Source organism: Limosilactobacillus portuensis, from assembly GCF_028607025.1.
Lineage (GTDB): Bacteria > Bacillota > Bacilli > Lactobacillales > Lactobacillaceae > Limosilactobacillus > Limosilactobacillus portuensis.
This window is the reverse complement of the sequence record NZ_CP117296.1, coordinates 1079487-1104808: the sequence shown is the minus strand read 5'-3', so window position 1 is coordinate 1104808 and position 25322 is coordinate 1079487. Positions and strand designations below refer to the sequence as shown.

Below are 25322 nucleotides of genomic sequence, written 5' to 3'. Positions count from 1 at the left end.
TCCCGACTGTCTTAATTAGCAATTAGAACTTAGTAATCTTAAAGTTTGGATTTTGCTTTTCGTATTCCAAAGCTTTATCGTCTAATTGTTCAACAAATTCAATGTTGTAGTCAGTATTTTCTTCAACCAATAATAATGCTTGAGCCTCTGAATCAGCTTCAATATACAATGATTGAGTATTTTCACGAACCGGCCGTTTAGTTGCATCGGGTTGGTAGTATACCTTAAAAGTCATACTGTAAAATGCTCCTTATTATGTTATTTAAACTTTAGTTACTTAAATTATTTTAGCACATCTAATCAACTGTGTTACTTAAAATTGTAAAATGGTATGATTAAGTTAAATATAATTAAGAAATGGGATGAGCCTATGTCGTTCTTTTGGCTAGTTCTCTTAGCGGTTATTGTTGTTATTTTTATTTACGTTGTCGTTCATCGTCTATTGATTAACCGTGCAACGCTAATGTTAAAAAATCAGGCCCAATCAGTAACCGATCAGGCAGTAAATCATTGTCTTACTCAGCTAACCGGGCACTCTTTTTCATTATCTTCCGAAATCGTTGCAGACGTTTGGGGAAAAGGCGTTTTAGCGTTTGAGTTTCACTTTACTCCGGCGCAATATTATCTTACAGACGATCAGTTTAGTAGGGAGGATCTTGAAAAAAAACTAACTGACTATGCTAAGCAAAACCAGATTCAATCTTTTGAAAAAAGTTCAACAGTCTTTAAAGTAACCGATTGGTGGACGTATGAGAATGTTCTGCATATTGACGTTGCTTATGTCTTAAATGAGGCTACGCGAGAATATATTGCGGATCTTCGCCGGTTGGATCAGCATGATCAAAAAATAAAAAATAGGGATTATTATAATTGAAAGTGGGAGTGAGACAGAACTAGCTCGCTAGTTTGTTTTCGAACCCCCGCAAGCACAAATAGGGCTTCAGTGTTCGGATTTTCCGAGCACTGAAGCCCATTTGTGTACTGCGTCGTTTGTATTTTTATCTAGGTAATATAACTTATGCCACAACCCCATTTTATTGTGGAAGTAAGATTAGCTAATCATGATTGTATCATCAGGGGCCTTAAATGGATCATCATTATTAATATGATCATAGAAAAGAACACCATGAAGATGATCAATTTCATGTTGGCAAACGATTGCTGGGTAATTTTTCAACCGAACTTGATGAGTCTCACCCTTAACATCTTGATAGCGTAAAGTGATACGGTCATGCCGAGGAACATATCCGGGAACATCCTTGTCAACAGAAAGGCAACCTTCGCCTTCAGTGAGTGCTCCGTATTGTACAGATTCACTGACGATTACCGGATTAATGATAACATCTTTGAATGAAGGCTGATTGTCATCTTCGTCTAGGGATGGGACCAAGACAGCAGCCATTTGCTTTGAAATACCAACTTGTGGCGCTGCTAGGCCGACACCAGCACGGAGTTTATATTTTTTACATAGTTCTGGATCCTGACTTACTTCAAGATATTCCATCGCACGCTCGGCAAATTCTTGATCTTCTGCTGAAAGTGGAAATGTTACTTTTGCAGCACGCTTCCGTAAGACAGGGTCACCATCGCGAACAATATCTTTCATTAAATACACAATGATCATCCTCCAAATAAAAATTAATCTACATTATTAATCGTTTAAAATTGATTGTTCAAACAAATAGTAGTTTATCACAAACTGAAATCGAATAAAAATAACGGTAAAAACAAAGAAAAGTAAAAAAATAAAGAATAAACAATCGATTTTGTTGAAAACGTATACAATTTAAGAAAATATTAGTCAAATTGATCAAAATAAGTCTATGAAAGCGCTTGTATTATGTTGAAAGAGAGGTATACTAAATAATGTAAGTAAGGTAAGTAATCGCTTACGATGATGTTAATTGGATTTGGAAAGGGATGTTTTATAATGGCCAATACCAAAGCTGTTGACTTTGCAAAGATTAAAGCTGAAGAAGGCGCTCCATATGCAAAGCCTGTTCAAATTCTCGATAATGATGGGAATGTCGTTAACAAGGATTTAATGGCTAACTTCAGTGATGATCTGTTAGTTGACTTAATGAAGAAGATGGTTTGGGAACGTGCACTTCACGAACAAACCATGAGTTTCTCAAAGCAAGGTCGTTTAGGATTTTACGCCCCAACTTGGGGTGAAGAGGCCTCAGAAATGGGGACCGCGGCTGCATTTAAGAAGAATGACTTCTTATTCCCTGCATATCGTGACTTACCTCAATTAATTCAACACGGTGCAACTGTTGCTCAAATGTACCTTTGGTCAAAGGGTCACCTCAAAGGTAACATGTTTGACGCTCGTGCATTACGTCCACAAATTATCATTGGTGCCCAAATGGTTGAAATGGCCGGTGGTGCTCTTGGTATTAAGAAGAACGGTGAAAAGGATGCCGTTGCTTATGCTTATACCGGTGAAGGTGGTTCATCACAAGGTGACACCTACGAAGGGATGAACTTTGCTGGTGCATTCCAAGCTCCTGCCGTATTTATTATTCAAAACAACGGCTGGGCAATTTCATACCCACGGAAGCTTCAAACTTATGCTCAAACCATTGCTCAAAAGGGTGTTGCAGCTGGTATTCCAGGTGTTCAAGTTGACGGAATGGATATCTTGGCATGTTATGAAGTTGCTAAGGAAGCTCGTGAATTTGCTGCTGCCGGCAATGGTCCAGTATTAATCGAAACCTTAACATACCGGTTTGGTGCTCACAGTTCCGCTGGTGACGATCCTAGTCGTTACCGTACTAAGGAAGAAGAAAAGCCATGGTTCGACAAGGATCCATTGATTCGGCTTCGTAAGTACTTGACTAAGAAGGGCCTCTGGTCTGAAGACGAAGAAAACAAGTATGCTGATGAATGCAAGGAAGACTTCAAGAAGGCTATGAAGGAAGCTGACTCTGTAGAACCAGAAAAGGTTACAGACATGCTTAAGCGGACCTTCGAAGTTCCAACCCCAGATATCAAAGAACAAATTAAGAAGTACGAAGCAAAGGAGTCGAAGTAATCATGGCTAAAAAGACTTATATCAAAGCTATTACTGAAGGTATTGACATTGCTTTGGCTGAAGATCCAAAGACCTTGGTCTTCGGTGAAGATGTTGGTAAAAACGGTGGTGTCTTCCGTGCTACTAACGGCTTGCAAGAAAAGTACGGTAAGGATCGTGTATTTAGTACACCATTAGCTGAATCTGGTATTTTAGGTCTATCAATTGGTTTAGCCGCTACTGGTTGGCGTCCAGTTCCAGAAATTCAATTCATGGGCTTCACTTTTGAAGCAATGGATTCAATTGCTGGACAAATGTCACGGGTACGTTTCCAATATGATGGCACTAAGAACATGCCAATCACTATCCGTACTCCATACGGTGGTGGTACTCATACTGCTGAATTACACGGGGACGATCTTGAAAACTTCTTTGTAGGTATTCCAGGTCTTCGTGTTGTTACGCCAAGTTCAGCTTATGATGCTAAGGGACTTGTTATTTCCGCTATTGAAAATAATGACCCAGTTCTCTTCCTTGAAAACCTTCGTCTCTACCGTTCAGTTAAGGGCGAAGTTCCTGATGACAAGTACACTGTTCCTTTGGACAAGGCAAATGTCGTTGAAGAAGGTAACGATGTAACAATCATTGCTTATGGTGGTGAAGTTTCAGAAGCTCAAAAGGCTGCTAAGAAGCTTGCTAAGAAGAATATCTCAGCAGAAATTATCGATCTCCGTTCACTTTACCCACTTGACACAGATACTATCTTTGAATCTATCAAGAAGACTCACCGTGTAGTAATTGTTCAAGAAGCACAAAAGATGGCCGGTGTCGGTGCACAAGTAGCTTCTGCTATTTCAGAAGGTGCCATCATGTACTTGGATGCTCCAGTTATTCGTGTAGCTGCTCCAAACTCTGTTTACCCATTCCCACAAGCAGAAAATGTATGGCTTCCTGGTGCTGATGACATTGAAGATGCCGCAACACAAGCTGTTAATTATTAATCGCGGTGCATACACCACTGATTAAGAAAGGAAGTTAAATCGATATGGCTTATAAATTTAGACTACCTGAAATGGGTGAAGGTTTGACTGAAGGGGACATCGCTTCTTTCTTAGTTAAGGAAGGCGATCAAGTCAAAGATGGTGACCCATTAGTAGAAATTCAAACTGATAAATCAACTACCCAACTTGTTTCTCCTGTTGCTGGGACGATTAAGAAGATCGAAGCAAAGGAAGACGATCACGTTGAAAAGGGTAATGACCTTGTATTGATCGATGATGGCAAGGATGGTGTAAGCACAAACGTTGATAGTGAAGACGCCGAAGATGCCGATGACGGTGCTGACGACACTGCTGCTGAAGAATCAAGTGCTCCAGCTGAGAGTGAAGCCCCAGCCGCTTCTAGTGAACCTGCACCTGCTCCAAAGCAAGGCGGAGTAGCACCATTAGCTGAACCAAATAAGCTTGTTATGGCAATGCCATCTGTACGTCAATATGCTCGTGATAAGGGTGTTGACATTTCATTGGTTCAACCAAGTGGTAATCACGGTCAGGTATTAAAAGAAGATATTGACAACTTTAATGGTGCTTCCGCTTCAGCTCCTGCTGCTAATACTGCAAGCACTGCTGCTAGTGCTCCAGCTGCGGGTAATGCTATTAAGCCTTATGAAGGTGCCGGCAAGGATGCTGAAACTCGTGAACCATTATCCAAGATGCGTCAAATCATTGCTAAGAACATGCGTGATTCTGTTGACATCAGTCCAATGGTTACTGTCTTCGCAAACGCTGAAGTTTCAAAGATGATGGCTAACCGGAAGAAGTACAAGGCTATTGCCGCTGATCAAGGCATTCACTTAACATTCTTACCTTACGTTGTTAAGGCTCTGATTGCGATGATGAAGAAGTACCCAGAATTCAATAGTTCAATTGATGACAGTACTCAAGAACTTGTTCAAAAGCACTACTACAACATTGGCATTGCTACAAGCACTGATCACGGTCTTTACAACCCTAACATTAAGAATGCTGACTCAAAGAGCATGTTTGAAATCGCTAAGGAAATTTCTGATAACGCTGAAGCTGCTGAAGAAAACAAGCTTAGCCCTGATAGCATGGCTCATGGTTGCATGACTATTTCTAACATTGGTTCAATGCGTGGTGGCTGGTTCACCCCAATCATCAACCAACCAGAAGTAGCTATCCTTGGTATGGGTACAATTGCAACTGAACCAATTGTTAACGCAGATGGTGAAATTGTCGTTGGTCACAACATGAAGTTGTCATTAACCGTTGATCACCGTTTGATTGATGGTGCCCTTGCTACAGAAGCTTTGAACTACTTGAAGAAGCTCCTTGAAGATCCTGAATTATTAATGATGGAGGGCTAATTAGTATGGCTGATGTTGAACAAAAAGATACTGTTATTGTAGGTGGAGGTCCTGGTGGTTACGTTGCCGCTATTCGTGCCTCAGAATTAGGTCAAAAGGTTACCTTGATTGAAAAGGGTGAACCAGGACTTGGTGGTGTATGTCTTAATGTTGGTTGTGTTCCATCAAAGGCATTAATTGTTGCTGGTCACCGTTTGCAACAAGCTAAAGATTCTTCAACATACGGAATCTCAAAGACTGATGCTTCAATTGACTTTGCAAAAACTCAAGATTGGAAGCAACACAAGGTTGTTGACCGGATGACCCGTGGTGTTGAGATGCTCTTAAAGAAGCACAAGGTTGAAATCATTGATGGTGAAGCTGTTATGGACAATGACTCACAACTTCGGGTTATGAAGACTGGTCCTAAGCAATTCATGGATAATGATAATGGCCGGGTAATTAAGTGGAATAACTTAATTCTTGCTACTGGTTCACGTCCAGTTGAAATCAGGGGCTTCAAGTTTGATGGTCGGGTTATTGATTCTACCGGTGGCTTGAACCTTCCTGAAATTCCAAAAGAGTTCGTTGTTATCGGTGGTGGTTACATCGGTACTGAATTGGCTGGTGCATATGCTGACCTTGGTTCACACGTAACAATTCTTGAAGGAACCGGTTCAATTTTGAATGGCTTTGACAAGGACATGGTTAAAGTTGTTGAAAAGAACTTGAAGAAGAAGGGCATTGACATTGTTACAAATGCAATGGCAAAGAGTTCTTCACAAGACGACAAGAGTGTTACTGTTAACTATGAAGTAGATGGCAAAGAACAATCATTGACTGCTGACTACTGCATGGTTTCAGTAGGCCGGAAGCCAAACACCGACAACTTTGGTCTTGAAATGACCAGTGTTAAGCTGGATGACCATGGTAAGGTTGTTGTTGATAAGCAAGGTAAGACCTCGGTTGATCATATCTATGCTATTGGTGACATTGTTCCAGGTCCTGCCTTAGCACACAAGGCATTCTTCGAAGGGAAGACTGCTGCTGGTGCAATTGCTGGTAAGAATACTGCCAATGATTGGGTTGGTGTTCCTGCAGTTTGCTTCGCAGATCCAGAATTGGCTGAAGTTGGTATGAACGCTGACCAAGCTAAGGAAAAGGGAATCGAAGTTGCTACAGCACAATTCCCATTTGCCGGTAATGCACGTGCCGTTTCACTTGATGAGCCAGAAGGATTCGTTCGCTTTATCTACACTAAGGATAAGAAGAACGTTGTTGGTGCACAAGTAGTTGGCCCAGAAGCAAGTACGTTAGCTGGGGAACTTTCATTGATTGTTAACTGTGGAATGAACGTTGAAGATGTTGCTTTGACAATTCACCCACACCCAACATTGAATGAACCAATTCAAGAAGCAGCTGATGTTGCTCTTGGTTTCCCAACTCACATTTAGAATGTCGAAAAAACATCCATAATTCCAAAACACGCTATCATTTTGGTAGCGTGTTTTGTGGGTTTAAAGCTAAAATAAATGGTAGTAGATAACAATATAATGAAAGGATGTGATGGTTGATGGCGACTAAGCAGAATAGTTATTCTTATCCGATTGATCCTGATTGGACAATTGATGAAATGAACGAAGTGATTGGTATGTTTCGGGTAGTAGAAGATGCGTATGAGATTGGTATTGACCGGCAGGCAATTATCGATCAGTATAAAAAGTTTAAGCAGGTAGCAAACTCAAAGGCATATGAAAAACAGTTAGGGAAGCGCTTTGAGGATACTTCTGGTTATTCCTTATATAAGGTAATGCAGGCAGCAAAAGAAAAAACAGCTGGGAAGATACGGGTGAATCAGGATGATAAATAGTGAAACGCTAGAAAGGTTTGACCAAAAAGTTCAAGAACTTTTGTGGAATGTTCGAGAGCAGACAATTGAGCTAATGAATACACCGCTTAAGGTTGATACTAAGTCGTCAGCTAATGATTTGGTGACCAATGTTGATCGCCAGAATGAACAATTAATTAGGAAGCGTCTTTTAGAAATTGACCCATCAGCACGAATTGTTGGCGAAGAAGAGAGCTTTAACCAAAAAATCAATCCGGATTTAAATGGGAATGTCTGGATTATTGACCCGATTGATGGAACGCTAAACTTTGTTAAGCAACGGGATCATTTTGCCATTATGGTAGCCTTGTATTGTGATGGGGAGCCAACGTTAGGCTACATTATGGATGTCATGAATAAGCGCTTATACCATGCTTGGCGAGGACATGGAGCATATGTCAATGAGCAGCAATTAAAGGCACCAGCCAATTCTTCTTTAGCAGATAGTTTAATTGCAATTAATGGCTGGCAATTAATTAAAAATCAGTGTCATCAACAAGAAATTGCTCAGCGGGCTGCTGGACTAAGAATGTATGGTAGTGCAGGAATTGAAACAATCCACGTGTTAAATGGCCAATTAGGTGGGTATACGTCAAGGTTAAAGCCGTGGGATATTGCTGCCGGAAGGGTAATTGCAGAAGAACTTAGTTTGCTAGTGAAAACAATTGACGACCAACCGCTTAATGTGCTATCATCAAACACTGTATTAGTAGCAACGAAAAAAGTTTGTCAGGACATCTGGCAGATTACTAAATAGTTGTCGAAGCTGTGACTAATTTGTCGCAGTTTTTTTATGAAATCACTCGCGGGACAGTGTATACTGAACTTGTTAGAGTAGAGTTAAGATGAAAGGAAGATTGAATCTTGAAATCTCGTGACGACATTCGGAACATTGCGATTATTGCCCACGTTGACCACGGTAAGACTACCTTAGTTAACGAAATGCTTAAACAATCAGATACCTTGCCAGAACACTTCTCCATTGAAGATCGGGCAATGGATACTAACGCTATTGAACGTGAACGTGGTATTACCATCTTGTCAAAGAACACTGCTGTTAAATATGGTAAGTACCAAATTAACATCCTTGATACTCCAGGACACGCTGACTTTGGTGGTGAAGTTGAACGGGTTATGAAGATGGTTGATGGTGTTCTTTTGGTTGTTGATGCCTTTGAAGGAACCATGCCGCAGACCCGGTTCGTTTTGAAGAAGGCTCTTGAACAACACCTTACACCAATTGTTGTTATCAACAAGGTTGACCGTAAGGGTGCTCGTCCTGAAGAAGTTGTTGACGAAGTTCTTGACCTCTTTATTGAATTAGGGGCTGATGAAGATCAACTTGACTTCCCTGTTGTTTACACTTCAGCAATGAACGGTACTTCAAGCTATGATTCTGATATTTCTACTCAAGAACATACCATGAAGCCATTGTTTGATACCATTATCAAGACGATTCCTGCACCAATTGATAACTCTGATGAGCCTCTTCAATTCCAAGTTGCGATCTTGGATTACAATGACTTTGTTGGTCGAATTGGTATTGGTCGGGTCTTCCGTGGCAAGATCAAGGTTGGTGATAACGTTACCTTAATGAAGCTTGACGGCTCAAAGAAGAACTTCCGGGTTACTAAGCTATTCGGTTTCTTCGGATTGAAGCGGTTGGAAATTAAGGAAGCTGAAGCCGGTGACTTAATTGCTGTATCCGGAATGGAAGACATCAATGTTGGTGAAACCGTAACAGATCCAGAACATCCAGAAGCAATTACACCATTGCGGATTGATCCGCCGACATTACGGATGACCTTCCGGACTAATGATTCACCATTTGCTGGTCGTGAAGGTAAGTTTGTTACTGCCCGTCAACTTGAAGACCGGTTGAAGCGTGAAATGCAGACTGATGTTTCATTAAAGGTTGAAGATACGGATGATCCAGGTGCCTGGACTGTTTCAGGTCGTGGTGAATTACACCTCTCAATTTTAATTGAAACTTTACGTCGTGAGGGTTATGAATTATCAGTATCACGTCCAGAAGTTATCTACCGGGAAATTGATGGTGTAATGTGTGAACCATTCGAAGAAGTTCAAATTGATACACCAGATGAATACACTGGTTCAGTTATTGATAGTCTTTCCAAGCGGAAGGGTGAAATGAAGAACATGGAACCAGGTGAGAATGGTCAAACTCGGTTAATCTTCTTAGCACCATCACGTGGATTGATCGGTTATTCAACCGAATTTATGACGATGACCCGTGGTTACGGAATTATGAGTCATACCTTTGAAAAGTATGCTCCTGTAATTAAGAATTGGAACCCTGGTCGACAAAAGGGTACTCTTGTTTCCATGAATGCCGGTAAGGCAACCACCTATGCTATGATGGGAATTGAAAGTCGTGGACAATTATTGATTGATCCAGGTACTGAAGTTTACGAGGGAATGATCGTTGGTGAGAACAGTCGTGAAAATGATATTACGGTTAACATCACCAAGGGTAAGAACTTGACTAACGTTCGGGCTGCTGGTTCCGATGAAATGGCTCATATCAAGACACCTACTCACTTCTCACTTGAAGAATCACTTGAATTCTTGAATGAAGACGAATACTGTGAAGTTACTCCAGAAAATATTCGTCTGCGGAAGAAGATCTTGAATACTAATGCCCGTGAAAAGGAAGCTAAGCGTCGTCGTGCTGCTTCACGGAAGTAATTAATAATATTATTTTAAGAATAGTGCTGTGGATGGTAGTCTTTACATCATCTTCAGGACTATTTTTCTTTTTGGTGTATAATAAAAGAGAATTTTTTCAATTAGGTAGGTGCAATAGTGAAAGTTAAACATATTCATAAAATTCATATTTCTCAGATCAGAAAGAACTTTCATTACTGGGATTATTATTTAATGGTCCCCTACTTAGTTTTGTGTATGATTGGAATTGTCATGGTATATTCTGCTAGTTCAGCAATTGAAATGCAGAATGGAGGAAACCCAACTTCCTACCTGATTAAGCAAACGATCTATGTAATTATGGGGATCGGCTGCTTAATTTTTGGGGCTAACTATCCCCTAAGGCATTACCGAACGCCACGTTTTTTACGTGATTCAACACTTGTGATGGTTGGGATGCTCTTGTTTGTTCTTGTGCTGAGTCATGCGGTCAATGGGGCCAAGGGGTGGATTAACCTTGGTGTGATTAACATTCAACCAGTGGAAATTTGTAAGATTTATTTTATCTTATATCTTTCTGATCGGATGGCACGGGTTCGGGCTCGAAATGATCACTTTATTAGTTCTGGGGGTGGTCCCTGGCTGGTAGTTGCTCTTTGCTTGCTCTTAATTGTTCTCCAACCTGATATCGGAGGGATGGCAATTAATGTGATGATTGTTGCCGTTCTTTTTCTCGCCTGTGATTTTCGCTGGAGTTTTGGAATTAGTGTTTTGCTTATTATTCCGACAATGTGCTACCTATTAGTTGAAAAAGCCGTTGAAAGTGGCTTGATTCATGGTTATCGGATGGCACGATTTGTGGCTTTCTTGAACCCATTCGGTAATGCTTCTGGATCTGGAAGTCAGTTAGTTAATTCGTATTATGCGATCAGTAATGGTGGTGTTTTTGGTTCTGGTCTGGGAAATAGTGTTCAGAAGATGGGCTACCTTCCTGAACCAAACACCGACTTTATTATGTCAATCACAAGTGAAGAACTAGGACTTGTTGGTGTTAGTGTTATTCTAATACTATTGATGATCATCATTTGTCGGATGATTCAAATTGGCGTCCGTAGTAATTCAATGTATGAGATGTTACTGTGCTATGGTTCGGCGACGTTTATTTTAATTGAAGCATTCTTTAATATTGGGGGAGTTTTAGGTTTGTTGCCAATTACTGGGGTAACTTTTCCCTTTATTAGTTACGGTGGGTCGAGTATGCTGATCCTATCATTCACTGTTGGAATCATTATGAATATTAGTATCCAGCAAAATAAACAGCGGGCATTACGAAGAAGCGTTCGTCAACAAAGAAGTGCTAGGGGGTAAAGACCATGTTCAACTTAACCAAACGACGAGCAATCATTGTCTACTACAATGGACGTCGGGTATTGCGAAGCTTACATCATTATGGTCAGTTGCGGTATGCATCAAAGCATTTCCATTATGCAATTCTATACGTTAATCAGGATCGTTACGATGAAGTTAAAGAGCGAGTTCAACATTTGCGTGCGGTTAAGCGAGTTATTAGTTCTGCTCGCCCAGATCTCGATCCAACCTTAACCGATCTGGAACAAACAGGTTTATACAAACAACATGATGAGGATGATTAAAAATGAGAATTGTTGCTGGTGAATTTGGTGGTCGTCGATTAAGTGCTGTTCCAGGAATGGCGACGCGACCGACGACTGATAAAGTAAAAGAAGCATTATTTAACATTATTGGTCCTTATTTTAGTGGCGGAACGAGTCTAGACTTATATGGCGGTAGTGGTGGCCTTAGTATCGAGGGAGTCTCAAGAGGAATTGAGCATGCTACTTTAGTTGACCGCGCTTATTCGGCAATTAAGACGATTAAGGATAATATTGGGGTAACAAAGCATCCTGAAAAATTCACTGTTTTGAAGATGGACTCGCGCAAAGCCTTGACCGTTCTTGTAAAACAGGAAAAAAAGTTTGACTTGGTTTATCTTGACCCCCCATATGCTAAACAGCAGATTGTTAAGGATATGACAAGAATGGCTGAACTTAATCTTCTGAATGATGATGCATTAATAGTTGCCGAAACTAATCAGGAAGCTAATCTGCCTGAGAATATAGATTCGTTTAGCTTTATTAAACGACAGAATTACGGAATTACGGTTTTGAATTTTTATCGATTTGAAAGAGGGTAAATAGAATGAAAGTTGCAGTATTTCCCGGAACATTTGATCCGTTGACGTTAGGACATCTTGACCTGATTAAACGGGGAAGTGCGCTATTTGATCAGTTAGCAGTTGCGGTAATGACTAATCGCAGTAAAAAGCCGTTATTTACGGTTGAAGAACGGGTAGCACAGATTCGTGAAGCCGTTTCGGGGTTGGATAATGTTTCAGTAATCACGAATGACGGCCTAACCGTTGATTTAATGAATAGAATTGGTGCCGATTACTTAATGCGTGGTTTGCGGAATACAACCGATTTTCAATATGAACGTGATATTGCCGCAATGAATAATTTCTTAGATGATCAGTGTGAGACGGTATTCTTCCTTGCAAAGCCAGAATATCAGCACTTGTCTAGCAGTATCTTAAAGGAAGTTACATCTTCTGGTGGTGATATTTCTGCTTACTTGCCAAAAAACATTAATGAAGCACTGAAACAGCGGATTGAAGAGGAGAAGCTAAAGCAGGTTAAGGAGCATAATGAAAAAACAAGATAAGTTAATTATGCGGCGAATATTACTAACTTTATTTGCCGTATTATTTGTCGGCTGGTTCCTGTTTTGGCCGCTTAATAAGTATATTGAGAGTCCGGGGACCGCTGATAGTTTACGTTCTTACGTTAAAATTAAGGGCCATCCTGATAAGCAAAAGGGGAGCTTCATGATTACTTCTGTTTATCTTCAGCAAGCGCGTCCTGCAACCTATCTTTGGGCTAAGTTAACCCCTTATAATACAATTGAAAGCAAGCAAGCCGTTACTGGTGGTCAAAATAATGCAACCTTTGATAAGGTTCAAGACTTTTACATGCAAAGCGCAATTAATGAAGCGATTGCGAACGCATATAAAGCTGCCCATCAGGAAGTCAGCAAACGGTACCTGGGGATCTATGTTCTTGAAGTTGAAAAGAATTCAAAATTCAAAAAAGATATTAAAGTTGGTGATACGATAACCAAAGTTAATGGTCATCACTTTGATACCGCTCAAGGATTTCAGAAGTATATTGCTAAGCGAAAAGTCGGTTCACCGTTAACGGTAACCTATCTTCATGATGGTCATCAGCATACGGTTACTAAGCCATTAGTAAAGATTGCTAGTTCTCGGGCTGGAATTGGGATTGTTTTGACTGATAATGTTAAGGTTCATACTAAAATTCCGGTTAAGGTTAATCCGGGCCAGCTAGGAGGACCTTCTGGTGGCTTAATGTTCAGCTTACAGATCTACCAGCAATTGACTGGTCAGGATTTACGCCACGGACGGAAGATTGCTGGAACTGGAACGATTAATCCTGATGGTTCGGTTGGTGAAATTGGTGGAATTGACAAAAAGGTAATTGCGGCCCATAAAGCTGGTGCAACAATCTTCTTTGCCCCTTATGTCAAGCCATCTAAGCTCCTTCTCAAGTATGAAGAGCAACACATGACGAATTACCAATTAGCCAAGAAAACCGCACAAAAGTCTGCACCGGGGATGAAAGTAGTGCCAGTATCGTCATTTAATGATGCAGTTAAATATTTAAAAGCACATCCATAGCAGGTGTTAAGTTAGAGATCAGAGAACAGCAATTTTCTGGTCTCTTATTTTTTGGATTGAAGGTCGAGTGGGTCTCCGAAGAATGAGGATATAGGTTATTCTTCCCTTTTTAAAATTTAAACGTGCAAAAACTAAATTTTAGCGTTCTTTATTAGTAGGGGATAATTTATGGAACACTTAGAGGAAATCTGGTTGAATTACCGTAATAAAATAATTATGGTTGGCGTTCTTTTAGTAGGGGTTATCATAGTTGGTGGAAAAGTATATCATCTACAGACTAGTGTTAATAATGATCCCTTTGTGACGACTGATAAGAAAATACCGACCACCCAGAAACAATCACAGGTGAAGGGAGGGAAGGCCGTATGTGTCGACATTAAGGGAGCAGTCCTTCATCCAGGAGTTTATCGATTGTCGGGAGGTTCGCGGATAAATGAAGCTTTAGCTGCGGCGGGTCATGAAACTCCCGATGCTGATATGAACCAAGTGAATCTGGCTAAGCAGCTAGTTGACGCTCAGGTTATCTATATTCCGAAAAAGGGTGAACAAATTCCGGCATCATTATCGGGAGGGGGATTATCAACCTCGGCAACAAATGAGAACACTCCTAATGGTGGTCAGGAAATTGTTAATCTTAATACCGCTACTAAAGAGCAATTATGTAAGATTACGGGAATCGGGGATAAAAAAGCGGATCTAATCCTCAAATATCGTCAGGAACATGGAAATTTTAATTCGGTCGATGATCTAAAAAATATTAATGGTTTTGGTGAAAAAACCGTTACTAAGTTGAAACCGATGTTAGCAGTCTAATTTTTAGTTTGATTTTAAGTTTGTTATACTAGTCATCAAAAGTATTCGGAAAGTGTGGAAAAGATGAAAAAGAGGATTGATTGGGATCAATATTTTATGATCCAAGCAGCACTATTAGCATCAAGAAGTACTTGTAATCGGTTATCTGTTGGTGCCGTTTTAGTACGGGATAAGCGGATTATTGCCGGTGGTTACAATGGTTCTGTTTCGGGGGATGCGCATTGCATTGACGAGGGGTGTTACCTACGTGATGGTCATTGTGTAAGAACTATTCATGCTGAGATGAACGCAATCTTGCAATGTGCGAAGTTTGGGATTTCTACTGATGGTGCTAGCTTGTACGTAACTGATTTTCCTTGCTTGCAGTGTACAAAGAGTCTTTTGCAGGCTGGAATCAAGGAAATTAACTATATTCGGAATTATCATAATGATGAGTATGCTATGAAACTAATTAAATTAAAGAATATCCGCCTTAATCAAATTAAATTAGACGACAATATCCTTGAACAGGTTGCTTTGGATCAATACATCCATCCAGAGCAGAAGTAACGATTTATAATCGGGTTATTTTTCCGGCGATTGTTGCCGGATTAGTAACGGTGATTATCCTAAATCATTATTATTGGCTGCTGATTCTGCTTGCGTTAATCTTTTATCGAATCATTAGCTTAAAAGAACGACTAATTTTAATCATAACGTGCTGTATTGCAGTTCTTGTATCAGTTGGGTGTTTTAATGAACAGCAGAAGATTCGGTCAACTACGGTCAAGCAACAGTGCGAGATTACTAATCGGACATACTTGGTTTTACCAGATCAAGTAACAAGTAATGACTATTTTATTAGTGCTCGGGCAACAGATATTAAAACCGGTGAAAGGATAATTCTAGTTTACTTTGCAAAAAATTATCGGGAAGTCCAAAAAATTAGCAAGACAAGGGAACTAGTGCGGTGGACAATTTCCGGGAATAAGCATCCTCTTGAGCCGGCTACTAATTTTAATCAATTTGATTCACAACGTTATTATTGGCAGTTCCATATTTATAATCAGGTTAAGTGTAAACAACTGCGAATTGAGAACGATTATCAGCCAGGATTAACCCAACGGTGTCATATTTTACGTGCAAAGTTATCTACCTACTTTAGCCATTTCCCTCACCCACTTGCTAGTTATTGTCAACAACTAATTTTGGGGATGAAGAATGACCAGAGTGCGGAGATGTTGGAGAATGTTAAACGGTTAGGGTTATTACATTTATTTTGTATTTCTGGGATGCACGTTGTTTTAATAATCGATTGCCTAAGAAAGGGATTGATTAGGGTACGCTTTAATCGCGAAGATATTGAATGGTTCTTAATTGTTAGCCTGCCAGTTTATTTAATTATTGGTGGTGGCTCGATTAGTCTGATTCGAGCTGTGATCATGGCGGAAATGAGCCTGATTCAACGGGTGACGGGATTAAGTTCGCTTGATGGGTGGGCAATGAGTCTGCTTGGCGGTTTATTGTTTGATCCTTGGCTTCTCCTAACTCTCGGTGGTCAGTTAAGTTATTTATTATCGTTTGCATTACAGGTTATTCCTGATAATATTCGCTCTTATCGACAGTCATTACTTCTAAACTTGGTTAGTTTGCCATCAGTGTTGGCATTTGTTTATGAAATTCACCTTTTAACATTTATTTGTAGTTTCCTTATAATTCCATTCTTTTCGGAAATTATTTTCCCAGCTGTAATTATTAGCGCATTGTTATTTAAATGGTTGCCACTTTTCCCAGTACTTGTTAATTCCTTGCTAAGGGAGTTTGAATGGCTTTTAGGTGAACTAAGTAGTTGGCCAGGATTGATTAGGTTTGGCAAACCATCAGTTATCATTATTTGGTTACTGTTTATTGTAACTTTACTAATAATTGATCATTATCGGCTGAGAACATTGCTTTTTCTTGCCGGTTTGTATGCCATTGCTTTTATCACTGTTCATGTACCACTATATGGTGAGGTTAGCTTTGTTGATATTGGTCAGGGTGATAGTGTGATAATTCGCTACCCGTTTAGTAATCGGGTTGAACTCATTGATACAGGTGGAAAATTATCATTTGGGAAACGACTTACGCGAGCAAAAAGGGATTATGCTACGAAGACCAGCATTAATTATTTGAAGAGCTGCGGGGTTAGTAAAATCGATACAATTTACCTTAGCCACCATGATTTAGATCATATTGGTTACTTAACGTCGATTTTACAAAACTTTAGAGTAAAGCGGATTGTGGTGCCAAAGGGAATGGAAAAGCAGTATTCCTTGATGAAGTTAATTCCTGTCGATTATCAACAAGCTCCCCAAATTCTTCCAGTAGTAGCTGGTAATAAATTATCATGCTCAAAGCTCCATGTTCTGCACCCTTTTGACAGAGGAAGAGGAAGAAATGAAGATTCAATGGTTTTAGTAGGAGCCTTTGGTCAGCTTAAATTTATGTTTATGGGAGATTTGGATCGTCAGGGAGAAAGAAATGTTATTCAACGCAACCCTGATTTACGAGTAGATGTCTTAAAATTAGGTCATCATGGTAGTAGAACATCAAGTGATCCGGAATTCATAAGGCAACTTCTTCCACGAATAGGTATTATTTCCGCTGGACGACAAAACCGGTACGGCCATCCTAATCAAGAGACAATAATTACGTTAGGAAAAAATAATGTTAAGTCAATATCAACCCAGAAGTATGGAATGATTCGGTATCGTTACTATGGAAACAACTATCATTGGCAAACAAAACTAAAAGGAGATGAATACGGGTGGATGTTACCACGCTTAAACAACAAATAACGAGTAAAACTCCTGCAATGGTCTATCTTGCCCTTGGAACGCAGCAGGTATTGATACAACGTGTACGTGAGATGTTTATTAATCTGATTCCAGAAGAAGAACGGGTAATGAATGTGGGAAGCTATGATATGGAAACAACACCGCTAGCAGTTGCACTTGATGATGCGATGGCAGCCCCATTTTTTGGTGAACGACGGCTAGTTTTGATCAATAAGCCGTATTTCTTTATTGGAGAAAAAGGACCAACAAAAATCGAACACGATCTTGACTCGCTAAGTAATTATTTACAACATCCGGAGCCATCAACTATTTTGGTTTTCTTAGCCCCATATGAAAAGCTGGATGGTCGTAAAAAGATTGTTAAAGAGTTAAAAAAGGTAGCGGTGACGGTTGATACCGCTCCATTGGATGAAGCACATGCTCGTCAACAGGTCCGTGCTGAGCTTACTAGCAATCAGTATACAATTGATGAAGCGGCCATTGACGAGCTAGTTCAACGGACCAATGCTGACTATGAGTTAATGAATGCTAATTTAAGCAAGTTAAAGTTATTGACATACCAGGATCGTCATATTACCCAGCAGGCGGTTGAAAAGCTAGTGCCCCAATCACTTGATGAAAACGTTTTTGATTTAGTTAATGCTGTTCTTAAGCATGATCAAACGAGATCTATTGACTTGTATGATCAATTAATTGCGGGACAACAACTGCCATTAAGGATTAATGCAGTATTAATTAGCCAGTTTCGCTTATTATTGCAAATAAAAATTTTGAGTTCACGAGGACTTAGTCAAGGGAGCTTGGCGCAGAAATTAAAAGTTCACCCATATCGGGTTAAGCTGGGACTGCGAACCGTTCGTCAATTTAGTTTGCTTGCATTAGAGAATGCATACTTAGGATTGGTTAACATTGAAAAAGCATTGAAAACAACACAACGCGATCCCAAGCTACTCTTCCAACTGTTTATGCTTCAGTATGGACAGCAACAAGGCGTAGGGATGGGTTGACTATGATCAACAAAAGGGGTTTCAGAGTTCGGAGTTTACCGAGCGCTGAAGCCCCTTTGTTAATTGCACAGTCCATGTTTTATCGAGATAATAATGCTTATGTTATAGTTCCTTTTGTTTAAAAAATAAAAAAGTGAAACTTTCCAGTTTCACTTTTTTAATTACTTAGCGTAACGTGCTGAAAGACGTGACTTGTCACGAGCAGCCTTGTTAGCCTTGATAAGACCCTTTGAGTGGGCACGGTCAATTGCTGAGATTGCAGCCTTGTAAAGATCATCAAGGTTATCTGCGCCAGCAAGCTTTGCCTTGTCAAACTTCTTGATAGCAGTACGCATTTTGCTTAATTGGGATGCGTTACGTGCTTCAGCTTTTTCGCTAGTACGAACACGTTCAATTGCTGATTTAATAATTGGCATGAGTTTCACCTCCGTTACCCAATATTCAGTTGACCAGAATTTTCAACATCTGTCATTATACAAAAGACTAGTTCTCAATGCAATAGTAAAGAGGAATTTTGAAACGATTGACTTGCATCTTGGAAGAAAATTGGTTATATTATTAAAGGTTTATTCGAACCATGCCTCTTCTCAGTTTTGCGATCCTCACCGACGCAATACTTAGAACTTGGCGCATTTAAAAATTGAAAGGTGGGAAAATAGCATGGCTATTTCTAAAGAACGTAAGGATCAAATTATCAAGGAATTCGCAACTCACGAAGGTGACACTGGTTCTACCCAAGTACAAGTTGCTGTTTTAACTGCAGATATTAACGAATTGAATGACCACTTGCGTACACACAAGCATGATTACCACTCACAACGTGGTTTGATGAAGAAGATTGGTCACCGTCGTAACCTTTTGGCTTACTTACGTCGGACTGATTTGAATGCTTACCGTGAACTTATCCAAAAGTTGGGTCTTCGTCGGTAATTCATCATCGTGGAAAGCTGGGACTGAAAAGTTCTGGCTTTTTTATTTTTAAATTTTAGCTCTAGAGTACTCTTATTCCAATTCTTAACTATTCTGTGGTAAGATATTACATAGTGATTTTGTACGATAAAATGCCTGAAAAAGGTAAAACTAAACAAAGGAGCTCGCTAAATGAGTAGTATAAAGATAATTCCATTTGGTGGAGTACGCGAAAATGGAAAAAATATGTACGCTGTCGAGATTGAAAACCAGATTTTCATTCTTGATGCTGGATTAAAGTACCCTGAAAATGAATTAATGGGAATTGACGTTGTTATTCCTGACTGGGAATATCTTAAGAAACGAAAAGACGATATAGTCGGTGTTTTCCTTACCCATGGACATGCTGATGCAATTGGTGCATTACCATATTTCTTAATGGATTTTGACGTTCCTGTTTTTGGTAGTGAAATGACGATTGCTTTAGCAAAATTAGCGGTCAAGGGTCATAAAGAAGTTAAAAAGTTTAATGACTTTCACGTTGTTGATGAGTCAACGGCTATTGATTTTAACGATGTTACTGTTTCTTTCTTTGCAACAACCCATACGATTCCAGAAACATTGGGGATTGTCTTGGAAACGTCTGAAGGAAACATTGTTTATACCGGTGACTTTAAGTTTGATCAAACCGCCAGCACCGGATACCAGACTGACCTTGCACGACTAGCTGAAATTGGTTCTCAAGGAGTTTTAGCGTTGTTAAGTGATTCTGCAGGAGCAGGAATTACTGGTGCCTCAGCACGTGAAAAGGATATCGGTGAATATATCCTTGAAACGTTTAAGTATCAAAAAGGGCGGATTGTTGTTGCAAGTGTCGCTTCTAACATTATGCGGGTTCAGCAAATTATTGACGCAGCTGTTAAGGTTGATCGTAAATTGGTCCTTTCAGGTGAAGATATTGAGCAGATTATTGATACTGCAATGCAATTAGGTAAATTAAAGCTTCCTAAGGATCTGCTTATTAGTATGGAAGAAGCCAATGACCTTGAACCAGATCAGGTTGTGATCTTGGAAACCGGGAAGATGGGGGAACCAATTAAGTCACTCCAGCAGATTGCTAATGGGGACAATCCGAAGTTTCATTTATCTGATAACGACTTAGTCTTTGTTACAACAACGCCTTCATATGCTCAAGAAACCGAAGTTCAAAAGACTAAGGATATGATTTATCGGACCGGAGCTGAGGTTAAGTTTGTTTCAGATGATCTTAATCCATCTGGACACGCAAACCAAAATGATGAACAGTTGATACTTAACTTTATGAAGCCCAAGTTCTTTGTTCCAATTCAAGGTGAATACCGACTATTAGATCGTCATGCAGAATTAGCTGAAGAAGTAGGTATTCCTGTAGAAAACATCTTTATTGTAAATAAGGGCGATGTCTTAACTTATAAGAATGGTAAATTCCATGTGGGTGAACACATTGATGTTGCTAATACCATGATTGACGGGACAGGAATTGGTGATATTGGTAATATCGTTTTACGTGATCGTCGAGTATTATCTGAGGATGGAATTTTTGTTGTTGTTGCAACGATTGACCGGAAGAATAAGAAAATTGTTGCTCGTCCACAAATCACGTCTCGTGGCTTTGTTTTTGTTAAAACTAACCGCCAATTGATGAAGCAAAGTGCTGACTTAGTTGAGAAGGTTGTTCAAGAGAACTTAGATCAAAAGGAATTTGATTGGGGACACCTAAAACAGGATGTTCGGGAAAAATTAAACAGGTTCTTGTTTGATCAAACCAAACGACATCCAGTAATCCTTCCGGTAATTATGGAAGTTAACCAAAATTCACGGAAAAAGGTTAGTTCTCAGAAAAATGAAGAGAGTGAGCCTAATAAACAGGATAATAAGAAAAAAGCAAAACGGCATTCGGGTCGTGGCCGTGGGCGGAAACACCATGCCAAGAAAAATAACGCATAAATAATACTGGAGGAAATCAGGGAGTTGGGTATTTAGAACTAAACTTCCTGGTTTCTTGATTTTAAAAGAACTGAAGGTGAAGTAAAATGAATCCTGAACAAACAGAACAGTTTGAAAGGGCTAAGAAGCTTTTTACGGAAAATAAGTGGCGTGATGCAACGACAATTTTGGTTGATTTACAAAATGAGGTGGATGACGAACGACTTACCGAGTGGACAACGAGGGCACTGTATAATTCAAAGCAGTATAAGCTTGCCTATCAAGTTGCCACTCAGAATCCTCAAGTGTTTTCAAATGATGTGAAGTTCCTTGTTCAGGTTGGATTAAAGGCTCAGCATTTTGTTTCTACGCGAGCAATGATTTTACGCCAGCCGGAAGAGGTAATTACTGAACTGCTACCCCTTGTTCAACAGGCGGAATCGGACTATCGTCAGGAATTTAAGACGACAATTCAAAACCAACTCCGGGCTTTCTATCATCTTGGTGATTACCCGCTAGAAGAGCAACGAAAGCGACTATTAGCTGCCGATCAGCTCCCACTAGCTGATTTTATGGTTGGTGCAAAGTTTCTACTTCGTGATCCATTTACCCAGCAATTTGTTAAAGCTGATATTTTAAATATATTGCAACAGCTTAAGTGCCAAGAGGAAATTACAATGCTGTGTATCGATCAGAAAGAGCATTTGATTATTCCTAACAATTTACCGACCGCTTATCAAAATTCTGTAATAGTTAAGTGTCAGCAAATATTAAGCAAGCGATTAGGACAAACCGACCCGCAAATCCTGAGAGCGTTACAAATTCAACTGGATCTTCAAGCAATTTTGTTGAACCCGTTAATTGATGAGGCAATCACGGATCCAGAACAGTGGGTTGATGTAATGTATAAACGAGCTACTACAGGTGAATATAGTGGTAAAAACGAACAGATTATTCATTGGCAGAAAAGACTAAATCAGTTCATTGATAAATTACAATAAAAACATGAATTAAATTATTTACAAATTGGCAGATAGTTGATATCATGTTATAGAATTCTTCTTGAGAGCCATTTGATTAATCTTTTCATTGGCGAAAAGAAGTAGTACAATATCCATAAGGGTGTGTCAGTTGTTTTTTTGGAATGACTGGCATTATACTTGTAAATTCACAGGAGGTTTTCATTAATGGCTGAAAAAGAACATTATGAACGTACAAAGCCCCATGTAAACATTGGTACTATTGGCCACGTTGACCATGGGAAGACTACTTTAACTGCTGCTATCACTAAGGTATTATCAGAAAAGGGCTTGGCTAAGGCTGAAGACTACGCTGATATCGATGCAGCTCCAGAAGAAAAGGAACGTGGTATCACTATTAACACTGCCCACGTTGAATACGAAACTGAAAAGCGTCACTATGCTCACATCGACGCTCCAGGTCACGCGGACTACGTTAAGAACATGATCACTGGTGCCGCACAAATGGATGGTGCTATCCTTGTTGTTGCCGCAACTGATGGTCCTATGCCACAAACTCGTGAACACATTCTTCTTGCCCGTCAGGTTGGTGTTCAATACATCGTTGTATTCTTGAACAAGACTGACTTGGTTGACGATGATGAATTGGTTGACTTGGTTGAAATGGAAGTTCGTGACTTACTTAGCGAATACGATTTCCCTGGTGACGATGTTCCAGTTATTCGTGGTTCTGCTCTTAAGGCACTTGAAGGTGACCCAGAACAAGAAAAGGTTATCCTTCACTTGATGGATGTTATTGATGACTACATCCCAACTCCAAAGCGTCCTACTGACAAGCCATTCATGATGCCTGTCGAAGACGTCTTCACTATTACTGGTCGTGGTACTGTTGCTTCTGGTCGTATCGACCGTGGTACTGTTAAGATCGGTGACGAAGTTGAAATCGTTGGTTTGACTGACGACGTTCTTAAGTCAACTGTTACTGGTTTGGAAATGTTCCACAAGACTCTTGATCTTGGTGAAGCTGGGGACAACGTTGGTGTATTGCTTCGTGGTATTTCACACGATCAAATCGAACGTGGTCAAGTTCTTGCTGAACCAGGTTCCATCCAAACTCACAAGAAGTTCAAGGGTGAAGTTTATGTTATGACCAAGGAAGAAGGGGGTCGTCACACTCCATTCTTCTCAAACTACCGTCCACAATTCTACTTCCACACAACTGATGTTACTGGTACTATTGAATTGCCAGATGGTGTAGAAATGGTTATGCCTGGTGATAACGTAACATTCACTGTTGAATTACAAAAGCCAGTTGCCCTTGAAAAGGGTCTTAAGTTCACTATTCGTGAAGGTGGACACACTGTTGGTGCCGGTGTTGTATCCGACATCTTAGACTAATTTAATTATTAGTTTTAGTGAGAAAAAGGTTCGGTTTCCGAACCTTTTTTGTTTTAAAATTTTTTATCTGATCGAATTTCTTGATTAGTTGCAATTACTACTTACGTACGGTAAACTAGTAGAGTATGTAAAGACCAGCCTGATTAGTGTTTGGTCAATCTGATGTATATTGGAGGAAATAAAATGTCAGCAAAATGGGAACGCGATAGCGACGCCAGTAAAGGTACTTTGACATTTGAAATCGATGTCGACACTATTAAGAAGGGACTTGACGAAGCCTTCGTAGAAACCAAGAAGAAGATTACTGTTCCAGGTTTCCGTAAGGGTCGGGTACCACGTCAAATTTTTGACCAAATGTACGGTGAAGAATCACTTTACCAAGATGCCTTAAACAAGGTATTACCACAAGCTTACAGTGATGCTGTTAAGGAAGCTGGTATTGAACCTGTTGCTCAACCACAAATTAATATCAAGAGCATGGACAAGGACCAACCTTGGGTATTAACTGCTAGTGTTGACGTTAAGCCAGAAGTAAAGCTTGGCGACTACAAGGGAATGGAAGTTCCAAAGCAAGATACTACAGTTAGTGATGCTGACGTTGACGCTGAACTTGAAAAGAAGCGTCAACAACAAGCAGAACTTGTATTAAAGGAAGACAAGCCAGCCGAAAAGGGTGACACTGTTGTTATCGACTATGAAGGTAGCATTGATGGCAAGAAGTTTGATGGTGGCTCCGCTGACAACTACTCCCTTGAATTAGGTTCAGGATCATTTATTCCTGGCTTTGAAGATCAATTGATTGGTCACAACACTGACGATGATGTTGATGTTAAGGTTACATTCCCTGAAGATTACCATGCTAAAGACTTAGCTGGTAAGGAAGCTATCTTTAAGGTAAAGGTTCACGAAATCAAGGAAAAGCAACTTCCAGAACTTGATGATGACTTTGCTAAGGATGTTGACGAAGATGTTGATACTCTTGCTGAATTAAAGGACAAGACTAAGAAGGAATTACAAGAAAACAAGGACAACCAAGCTAAGGCTACTATTGAAGATGCAGCAATTAACGCTGCGGTTGAAAATGCCGAAATTCAAGATATTCCACAATCAATGTTGGATGAAGACACTAACCGTCAAATGCAACAATACTTAGCTGGAATGCAACAACAAGGTATTAGCCCACAAATGTACTTCCAAATCACTGGTACTAAGGAAGATGATTTGAAGAAGCAATTTGCTGCTGATGCTGAACAACGGGTTAAGACTAACTTAGTCCTTGAAGCAATCGTTGACGATGCAGACTTAGCTGCAACTGAAGATGAAATTAAGGCTGAAATTAGTGACCTTGCTAAGCAATATGGCATGAAGGAAGACCAAGTTAAGAACGCTTTGTCTGAAGACATGCTTACACATGACATTAAGATTCGGAAGGCTGTTGACTTAGTTACTGATTCAGCTAAGCAAGTTGAAAAGGCCGATGATAAGAAGGAAGATAAGTAATCGATCCTATTATCAGTTAAATAATATTTAAACGCGAAAAGCATGGGATAAATAAACTTTTCCCATGCTTTCGTGGTTGCAAATAGGCTTCAAGAGTTCGTTTTTACTAGGCAGGCTCTTGAAGCCATTTGTATTACTGTGATATTCGTGTTAATTTAATTTTGATTATTTTTGTAAACTAATCATTCGAATTAATCAGTTAAGTTTGTTATTATTAAAGCAG

At 39.8% G+C, this 25322-nt stretch carries 25 protein-coding genes; 22 read left to right on the top strand and 3 right to left on the bottom strand.

Going from position 1 to position 25322, the window contains the following annotated elements:
• Positions 1-22: 22 nt before the first annotated feature.
• Complete coding sequence (locus tag PRK60_RS05550; protein ID WP_003716860.1) at positions 23-235, bottom strand: DNA-directed RNA polymerase subunit epsilon; 213 nt, start codon at positions 233-235, stop codon at positions 23-25.
• Positions 236-370: 135 nt separating this feature from the next.
• Here PRK60_RS05550 and PRK60_RS05545 point away from each other — a divergent pair, with 135 nt between their 5' ends.
• The gene (locus tag PRK60_RS05545) at positions 371-874 is read left to right on the top strand and encodes a hypothetical protein (protein ID WP_102169051.1); all 504 of its coding nucleotides are present in this window, start codon (positions 371-373) and stop codon (positions 872-874) included.
• Positions 875-1051: 177 nt separating this feature from the next.
• Here PRK60_RS05545 and def read toward each other — a convergent pair whose 3' ends face one another.
• A complete protein-coding gene (def, locus tag PRK60_RS05540; protein WP_216972238.1) occupies positions 1052-1615 on the bottom strand; it encodes a peptide deformylase in 564 nt (187 codons plus the stop codon).
• A gap of 315 nt (positions 1616-1930) precedes the next feature.
• Between def and pdhA the strand changes: the two genes are divergently transcribed.
• The 16 genes from pdhA to holA all read left to right on the top strand — a co-directional run bounded on the left by pdhA (position 1931) and on the right by holA (position 18347).
• A complete protein-coding gene (gene pdhA / locus PRK60_RS05535) occupies positions 1931-3037 on the top strand; it encodes a pyruvate dehydrogenase (acetyl-transferring) E1 component subunit alpha (RefSeq protein WP_178695394.1) in 1107 nt (368 codons plus the stop codon).
• A 2-nt stretch (positions 3038-3039) separates the two neighbouring features.
• Positions 3040-4017 (top strand): alpha-ketoacid dehydrogenase subunit beta, encoded by a 978-nt coding sequence (locus PRK60_RS05530; RefSeq protein WP_102169054.1) that lies wholly within the window; start codon positions 3040-3042, stop codon positions 4015-4017.
• A 44-nt stretch (positions 4018-4061) separates the two neighbouring features.
• The gene (locus PRK60_RS05525) at positions 4062-5402 is read left to right on the top strand and encodes a 2-oxo acid dehydrogenase subunit E2 (protein WP_273645748.1); all 1341 of its coding nucleotides are present in this window, start codon (positions 4062-4064) and stop codon (positions 5400-5402) included.
• 5 nt (positions 5403-5407) lie between these two features.
• Complete coding sequence (gene lpdA, locus PRK60_RS05520) at positions 5408-6835, top strand: dihydrolipoyl dehydrogenase (protein ID WP_273645747.1); 1428 nt, start codon at positions 5408-5410, stop codon at positions 6833-6835.
• 119 nt (positions 6836-6954) lie between these two features.
• Entirely contained in the window at positions 6955-7251 is a 297-nt protein-coding gene (locus PRK60_RS05515) for a UPF0223 family protein (protein ID WP_273645746.1), read from the top strand.
• Positions 7241-8026, top strand: a complete 786-nt coding sequence (locus tag PRK60_RS05510; protein ID WP_273645745.1) for an inositol monophosphatase family protein — start codon at positions 7241-7243, stop codon at positions 8024-8026. The genes PRK60_RS05515 and PRK60_RS05510 overlap by 11 nt, the downstream gene beginning before the upstream one ends.
• Before the next feature lie 107 nt (positions 8027-8133).
• Positions 8134-9978, top strand: coding sequence for a translational GTPase TypA (typA, locus tag PRK60_RS05505; RefSeq protein ID WP_102169059.1), 1845 nt, complete (start codon positions 8134-8136; stop codon positions 9976-9978).
• 117 nt (positions 9979-10095) lie between these two features.
• Positions 10096-11304, top strand: a complete 1209-nt coding sequence (locus tag PRK60_RS05500) for an FtsW/RodA/SpoVE family cell cycle protein (RefSeq protein WP_392391020.1) — start codon at positions 10096-10098, stop codon at positions 11302-11304.
• A gap of 5 nt (positions 11305-11309) precedes the next feature.
• The gene (locus tag PRK60_RS05495; RefSeq protein ID WP_102169060.1) at positions 11310-11588 is read left to right on the top strand and encodes a DUF2129 domain-containing protein; all 279 of its coding nucleotides are present in this window, start codon (positions 11310-11312) and stop codon (positions 11586-11588) included.
• Between the two features lie 2 nt (positions 11589-11590).
• Positions 11591-12148 carry a 16S rRNA (guanine(966)-N(2))-methyltransferase RsmD gene (gene rsmD / locus PRK60_RS05490; protein WP_102169061.1) on the top strand — a complete coding sequence of 186 codons (558 nt, stop codon included), beginning with the start codon at positions 11591-11593 and terminating at the stop codon, positions 12146-12148.
• A 5-nt stretch (positions 12149-12153) separates the two neighbouring features.
• Positions 12154-12675 carry a pantetheine-phosphate adenylyltransferase gene (coaD, locus tag PRK60_RS05485; protein WP_102169062.1) on the top strand — a complete coding sequence of 174 codons (522 nt, stop codon included), beginning with the start codon at positions 12154-12156 and terminating at the stop codon, positions 12673-12675.
• On the top strand, positions 12659-13708 hold the full coding sequence (locus PRK60_RS05480; RefSeq protein ID WP_178695404.1) for a SepM family pheromone-processing serine protease: 1050 nt from the start codon (positions 12659-12661) through the stop codon (positions 13706-13708). Before coaD ends, PRK60_RS05480 begins: the two co-directional genes overlap by 17 nt.
• 168 nt (positions 13709-13876) lie before the next feature.
• The gene (locus PRK60_RS05475) at positions 13877-14521 is read left to right on the top strand and encodes a helix-hairpin-helix domain-containing protein (RefSeq protein WP_102169064.1); all 645 of its coding nucleotides are present in this window, start codon (positions 13877-13879) and stop codon (positions 14519-14521) included.
• 63 nt (positions 14522-14584) lie between these two features.
• On the top strand, positions 14585-15070 hold the full coding sequence (locus PRK60_RS05470) for a ComE operon protein 2 (RefSeq protein ID WP_191912589.1): 486 nt from the start codon (positions 14585-14587) through the stop codon (positions 15068-15070).
• Between the two features lie 50 nt (positions 15071-15120).
• Positions 15121-17340 carry a DNA internalization-related competence protein ComEC/Rec2 gene (locus PRK60_RS05465; protein ID WP_273645744.1) on the top strand — a complete coding sequence of 740 codons (2220 nt, stop codon included), beginning with the start codon at positions 15121-15123 and terminating at the stop codon, positions 17338-17340.
• Positions 17310-18347: a DNA polymerase III subunit delta gene (gene holA, locus PRK60_RS05460; protein WP_273645743.1), complete on the top strand. Its 1038-nt coding sequence runs from the start codon at positions 17310-17312 to the stop codon at positions 18345-18347. The genes PRK60_RS05465 and holA overlap by 31 nt, the downstream gene beginning before the upstream one ends.
• 161 nt (positions 18348-18508) lie before the next feature.
• Here holA and rpsT read toward each other — a convergent pair whose 3' ends face one another.
• Entirely contained in the window at positions 18509-18763 is a 255-nt protein-coding gene (gene rpsT / locus PRK60_RS05455) for a 30S ribosomal protein S20 (protein ID WP_003716879.1), read from the bottom strand.
• A gap of 244 nt (positions 18764-19007) precedes the next feature.
• Between rpsT and rpsO the strand changes: the two genes are divergently transcribed.
• The 5 genes from rpsO (at position 19008) to tig (ending at position 25099) form a co-directional block, all read left to right on the top strand.
• Positions 19008-19277, top strand: coding sequence for a 30S ribosomal protein S15 (gene rpsO / locus PRK60_RS05450; protein ID WP_102169068.1), 270 nt, complete (start codon positions 19008-19010; stop codon positions 19275-19277).
• Positions 19278-19448: 171 nt separating this feature from the next.
• Positions 19449-21242: a ribonuclease J gene (locus PRK60_RS05445; RefSeq protein WP_102169069.1), complete on the top strand. Its 1794-nt coding sequence runs from the start codon at positions 19449-19451 to the stop codon at positions 21240-21242.
• An 86-nt stretch (positions 21243-21328) separates the two neighbouring features.
• Complete coding sequence (locus tag PRK60_RS05440; protein ID WP_273645742.1) at positions 21329-22222, top strand: hypothetical protein; 894 nt, start codon at positions 21329-21331, stop codon at positions 22220-22222.
• Positions 22223-22408: 186 nt separating this feature from the next.
• Positions 22409-23599: an elongation factor Tu gene (gene tuf, locus PRK60_RS05435; RefSeq protein WP_102169071.1), complete on the top strand. Its 1191-nt coding sequence runs from the start codon at positions 22409-22411 to the stop codon at positions 23597-23599.
• Between the two features lie 183 nt (positions 23600-23782).
• Positions 23783-25099: a trigger factor gene (tig, locus tag PRK60_RS05430; RefSeq protein ID WP_273645741.1), complete on the top strand. Its 1317-nt coding sequence runs from the start codon at positions 23783-23785 to the stop codon at positions 25097-25099.
• Positions 25100-25322: the final 223 nt, after the last annotated feature.

What these genes read in the sequence shown, in the direction of transcription:
- PRK60_RS05550 (WP_003716860.1), bottom strand. Translation starts at nt 235, where the DNA reads ATGACTTTTAAGGTATACTACCAACCCGATGCAACTAAACGGCCGGTT.
- PRK60_RS05545 (WP_102169051.1), top strand. Translation starts at nt 371, where the DNA reads ATGTCGTTCTTTTGGCTAGTTCTCTTAGCGGTTATTGTTGTTATTTTT.
- pdhA (WP_178695394.1), top strand. Translation starts at nt 1,931, where the DNA reads ATGGCCAATACCAAAGCTGTTGACTTTGCAAAGATTAAAGCTGAAGAA.
- PRK60_RS05530 (WP_102169054.1), top strand. Translation starts at nt 3,040, where the DNA reads ATGGCTAAAAAGACTTATATCAAAGCTATTACTGAAGGTATTGACATT.
- PRK60_RS05525 (WP_273645748.1), top strand. Translation starts at nt 4,062, where the DNA reads ATGGCTTATAAATTTAGACTACCTGAAATGGGTGAAGGTTTGACTGAA.
- lpdA (WP_273645747.1), top strand. Translation starts at nt 5,408, where the DNA reads ATGGCTGATGTTGAACAAAAAGATACTGTTATTGTAGGTGGAGGTCCT.
- PRK60_RS05515 (WP_273645746.1), top strand. Translation starts at nt 6,955, where the DNA reads ATGGCGACTAAGCAGAATAGTTATTCTTATCCGATTGATCCTGATTGG.
- PRK60_RS05510 (WP_273645745.1), top strand. Translation starts at nt 7,241, where the DNA reads ATGATAAATAGTGAAACGCTAGAAAGGTTTGACCAAAAAGTTCAAGAA.
- PRK60_RS05495 (WP_102169060.1), top strand. Translation starts at nt 11,310, where the DNA reads ATGTTCAACTTAACCAAACGACGAGCAATCATTGTCTACTACAATGGA.
- rsmD (WP_102169061.1), top strand. Translation starts at nt 11,591, where the DNA reads ATGAGAATTGTTGCTGGTGAATTTGGTGGTCGTCGATTAAGTGCTGTT.
- coaD (WP_102169062.1), top strand. Translation starts at nt 12,154, where the DNA reads ATGAAAGTTGCAGTATTTCCCGGAACATTTGATCCGTTGACGTTAGGA.
- PRK60_RS05480 (WP_178695404.1), top strand. Translation starts at nt 12,659, where the DNA reads ATGAAAAAACAAGATAAGTTAATTATGCGGCGAATATTACTAACTTTA.
- PRK60_RS05475 (WP_102169064.1), top strand. Translation starts at nt 13,877, where the DNA reads ATGGAACACTTAGAGGAAATCTGGTTGAATTACCGTAATAAAATAATT.
- PRK60_RS05470 (WP_191912589.1), top strand. Translation starts at nt 14,585, where the DNA reads ATGAAAAAGAGGATTGATTGGGATCAATATTTTATGATCCAAGCAGCA.
- rpsT (WP_003716879.1), bottom strand. Translation starts at nt 18,763, where the DNA reads ATGCCAATTATTAAATCAGCAATTGAACGTGTTCGTACTAGCGAAAAA.
- rpsO (WP_102169068.1), top strand. Translation starts at nt 19,008, where the DNA reads ATGGCTATTTCTAAAGAACGTAAGGATCAAATTATCAAGGAATTCGCA.
- PRK60_RS05445 (WP_102169069.1), top strand. Translation starts at nt 19,449, where the DNA reads ATGAGTAGTATAAAGATAATTCCATTTGGTGGAGTACGCGAAAATGGA.
- PRK60_RS05440 (WP_273645742.1), top strand. Translation starts at nt 21,329, where the DNA reads ATGAATCCTGAACAAACAGAACAGTTTGAAAGGGCTAAGAAGCTTTTT.
- tuf (WP_102169071.1), top strand. Translation starts at nt 22,409, where the DNA reads ATGGCTGAAAAAGAACATTATGAACGTACAAAGCCCCATGTAAACATT.
- tig (WP_273645741.1), top strand. Translation starts at nt 23,783, where the DNA reads ATGTCAGCAAAATGGGAACGCGATAGCGACGCCAGTAAAGGTACTTTG.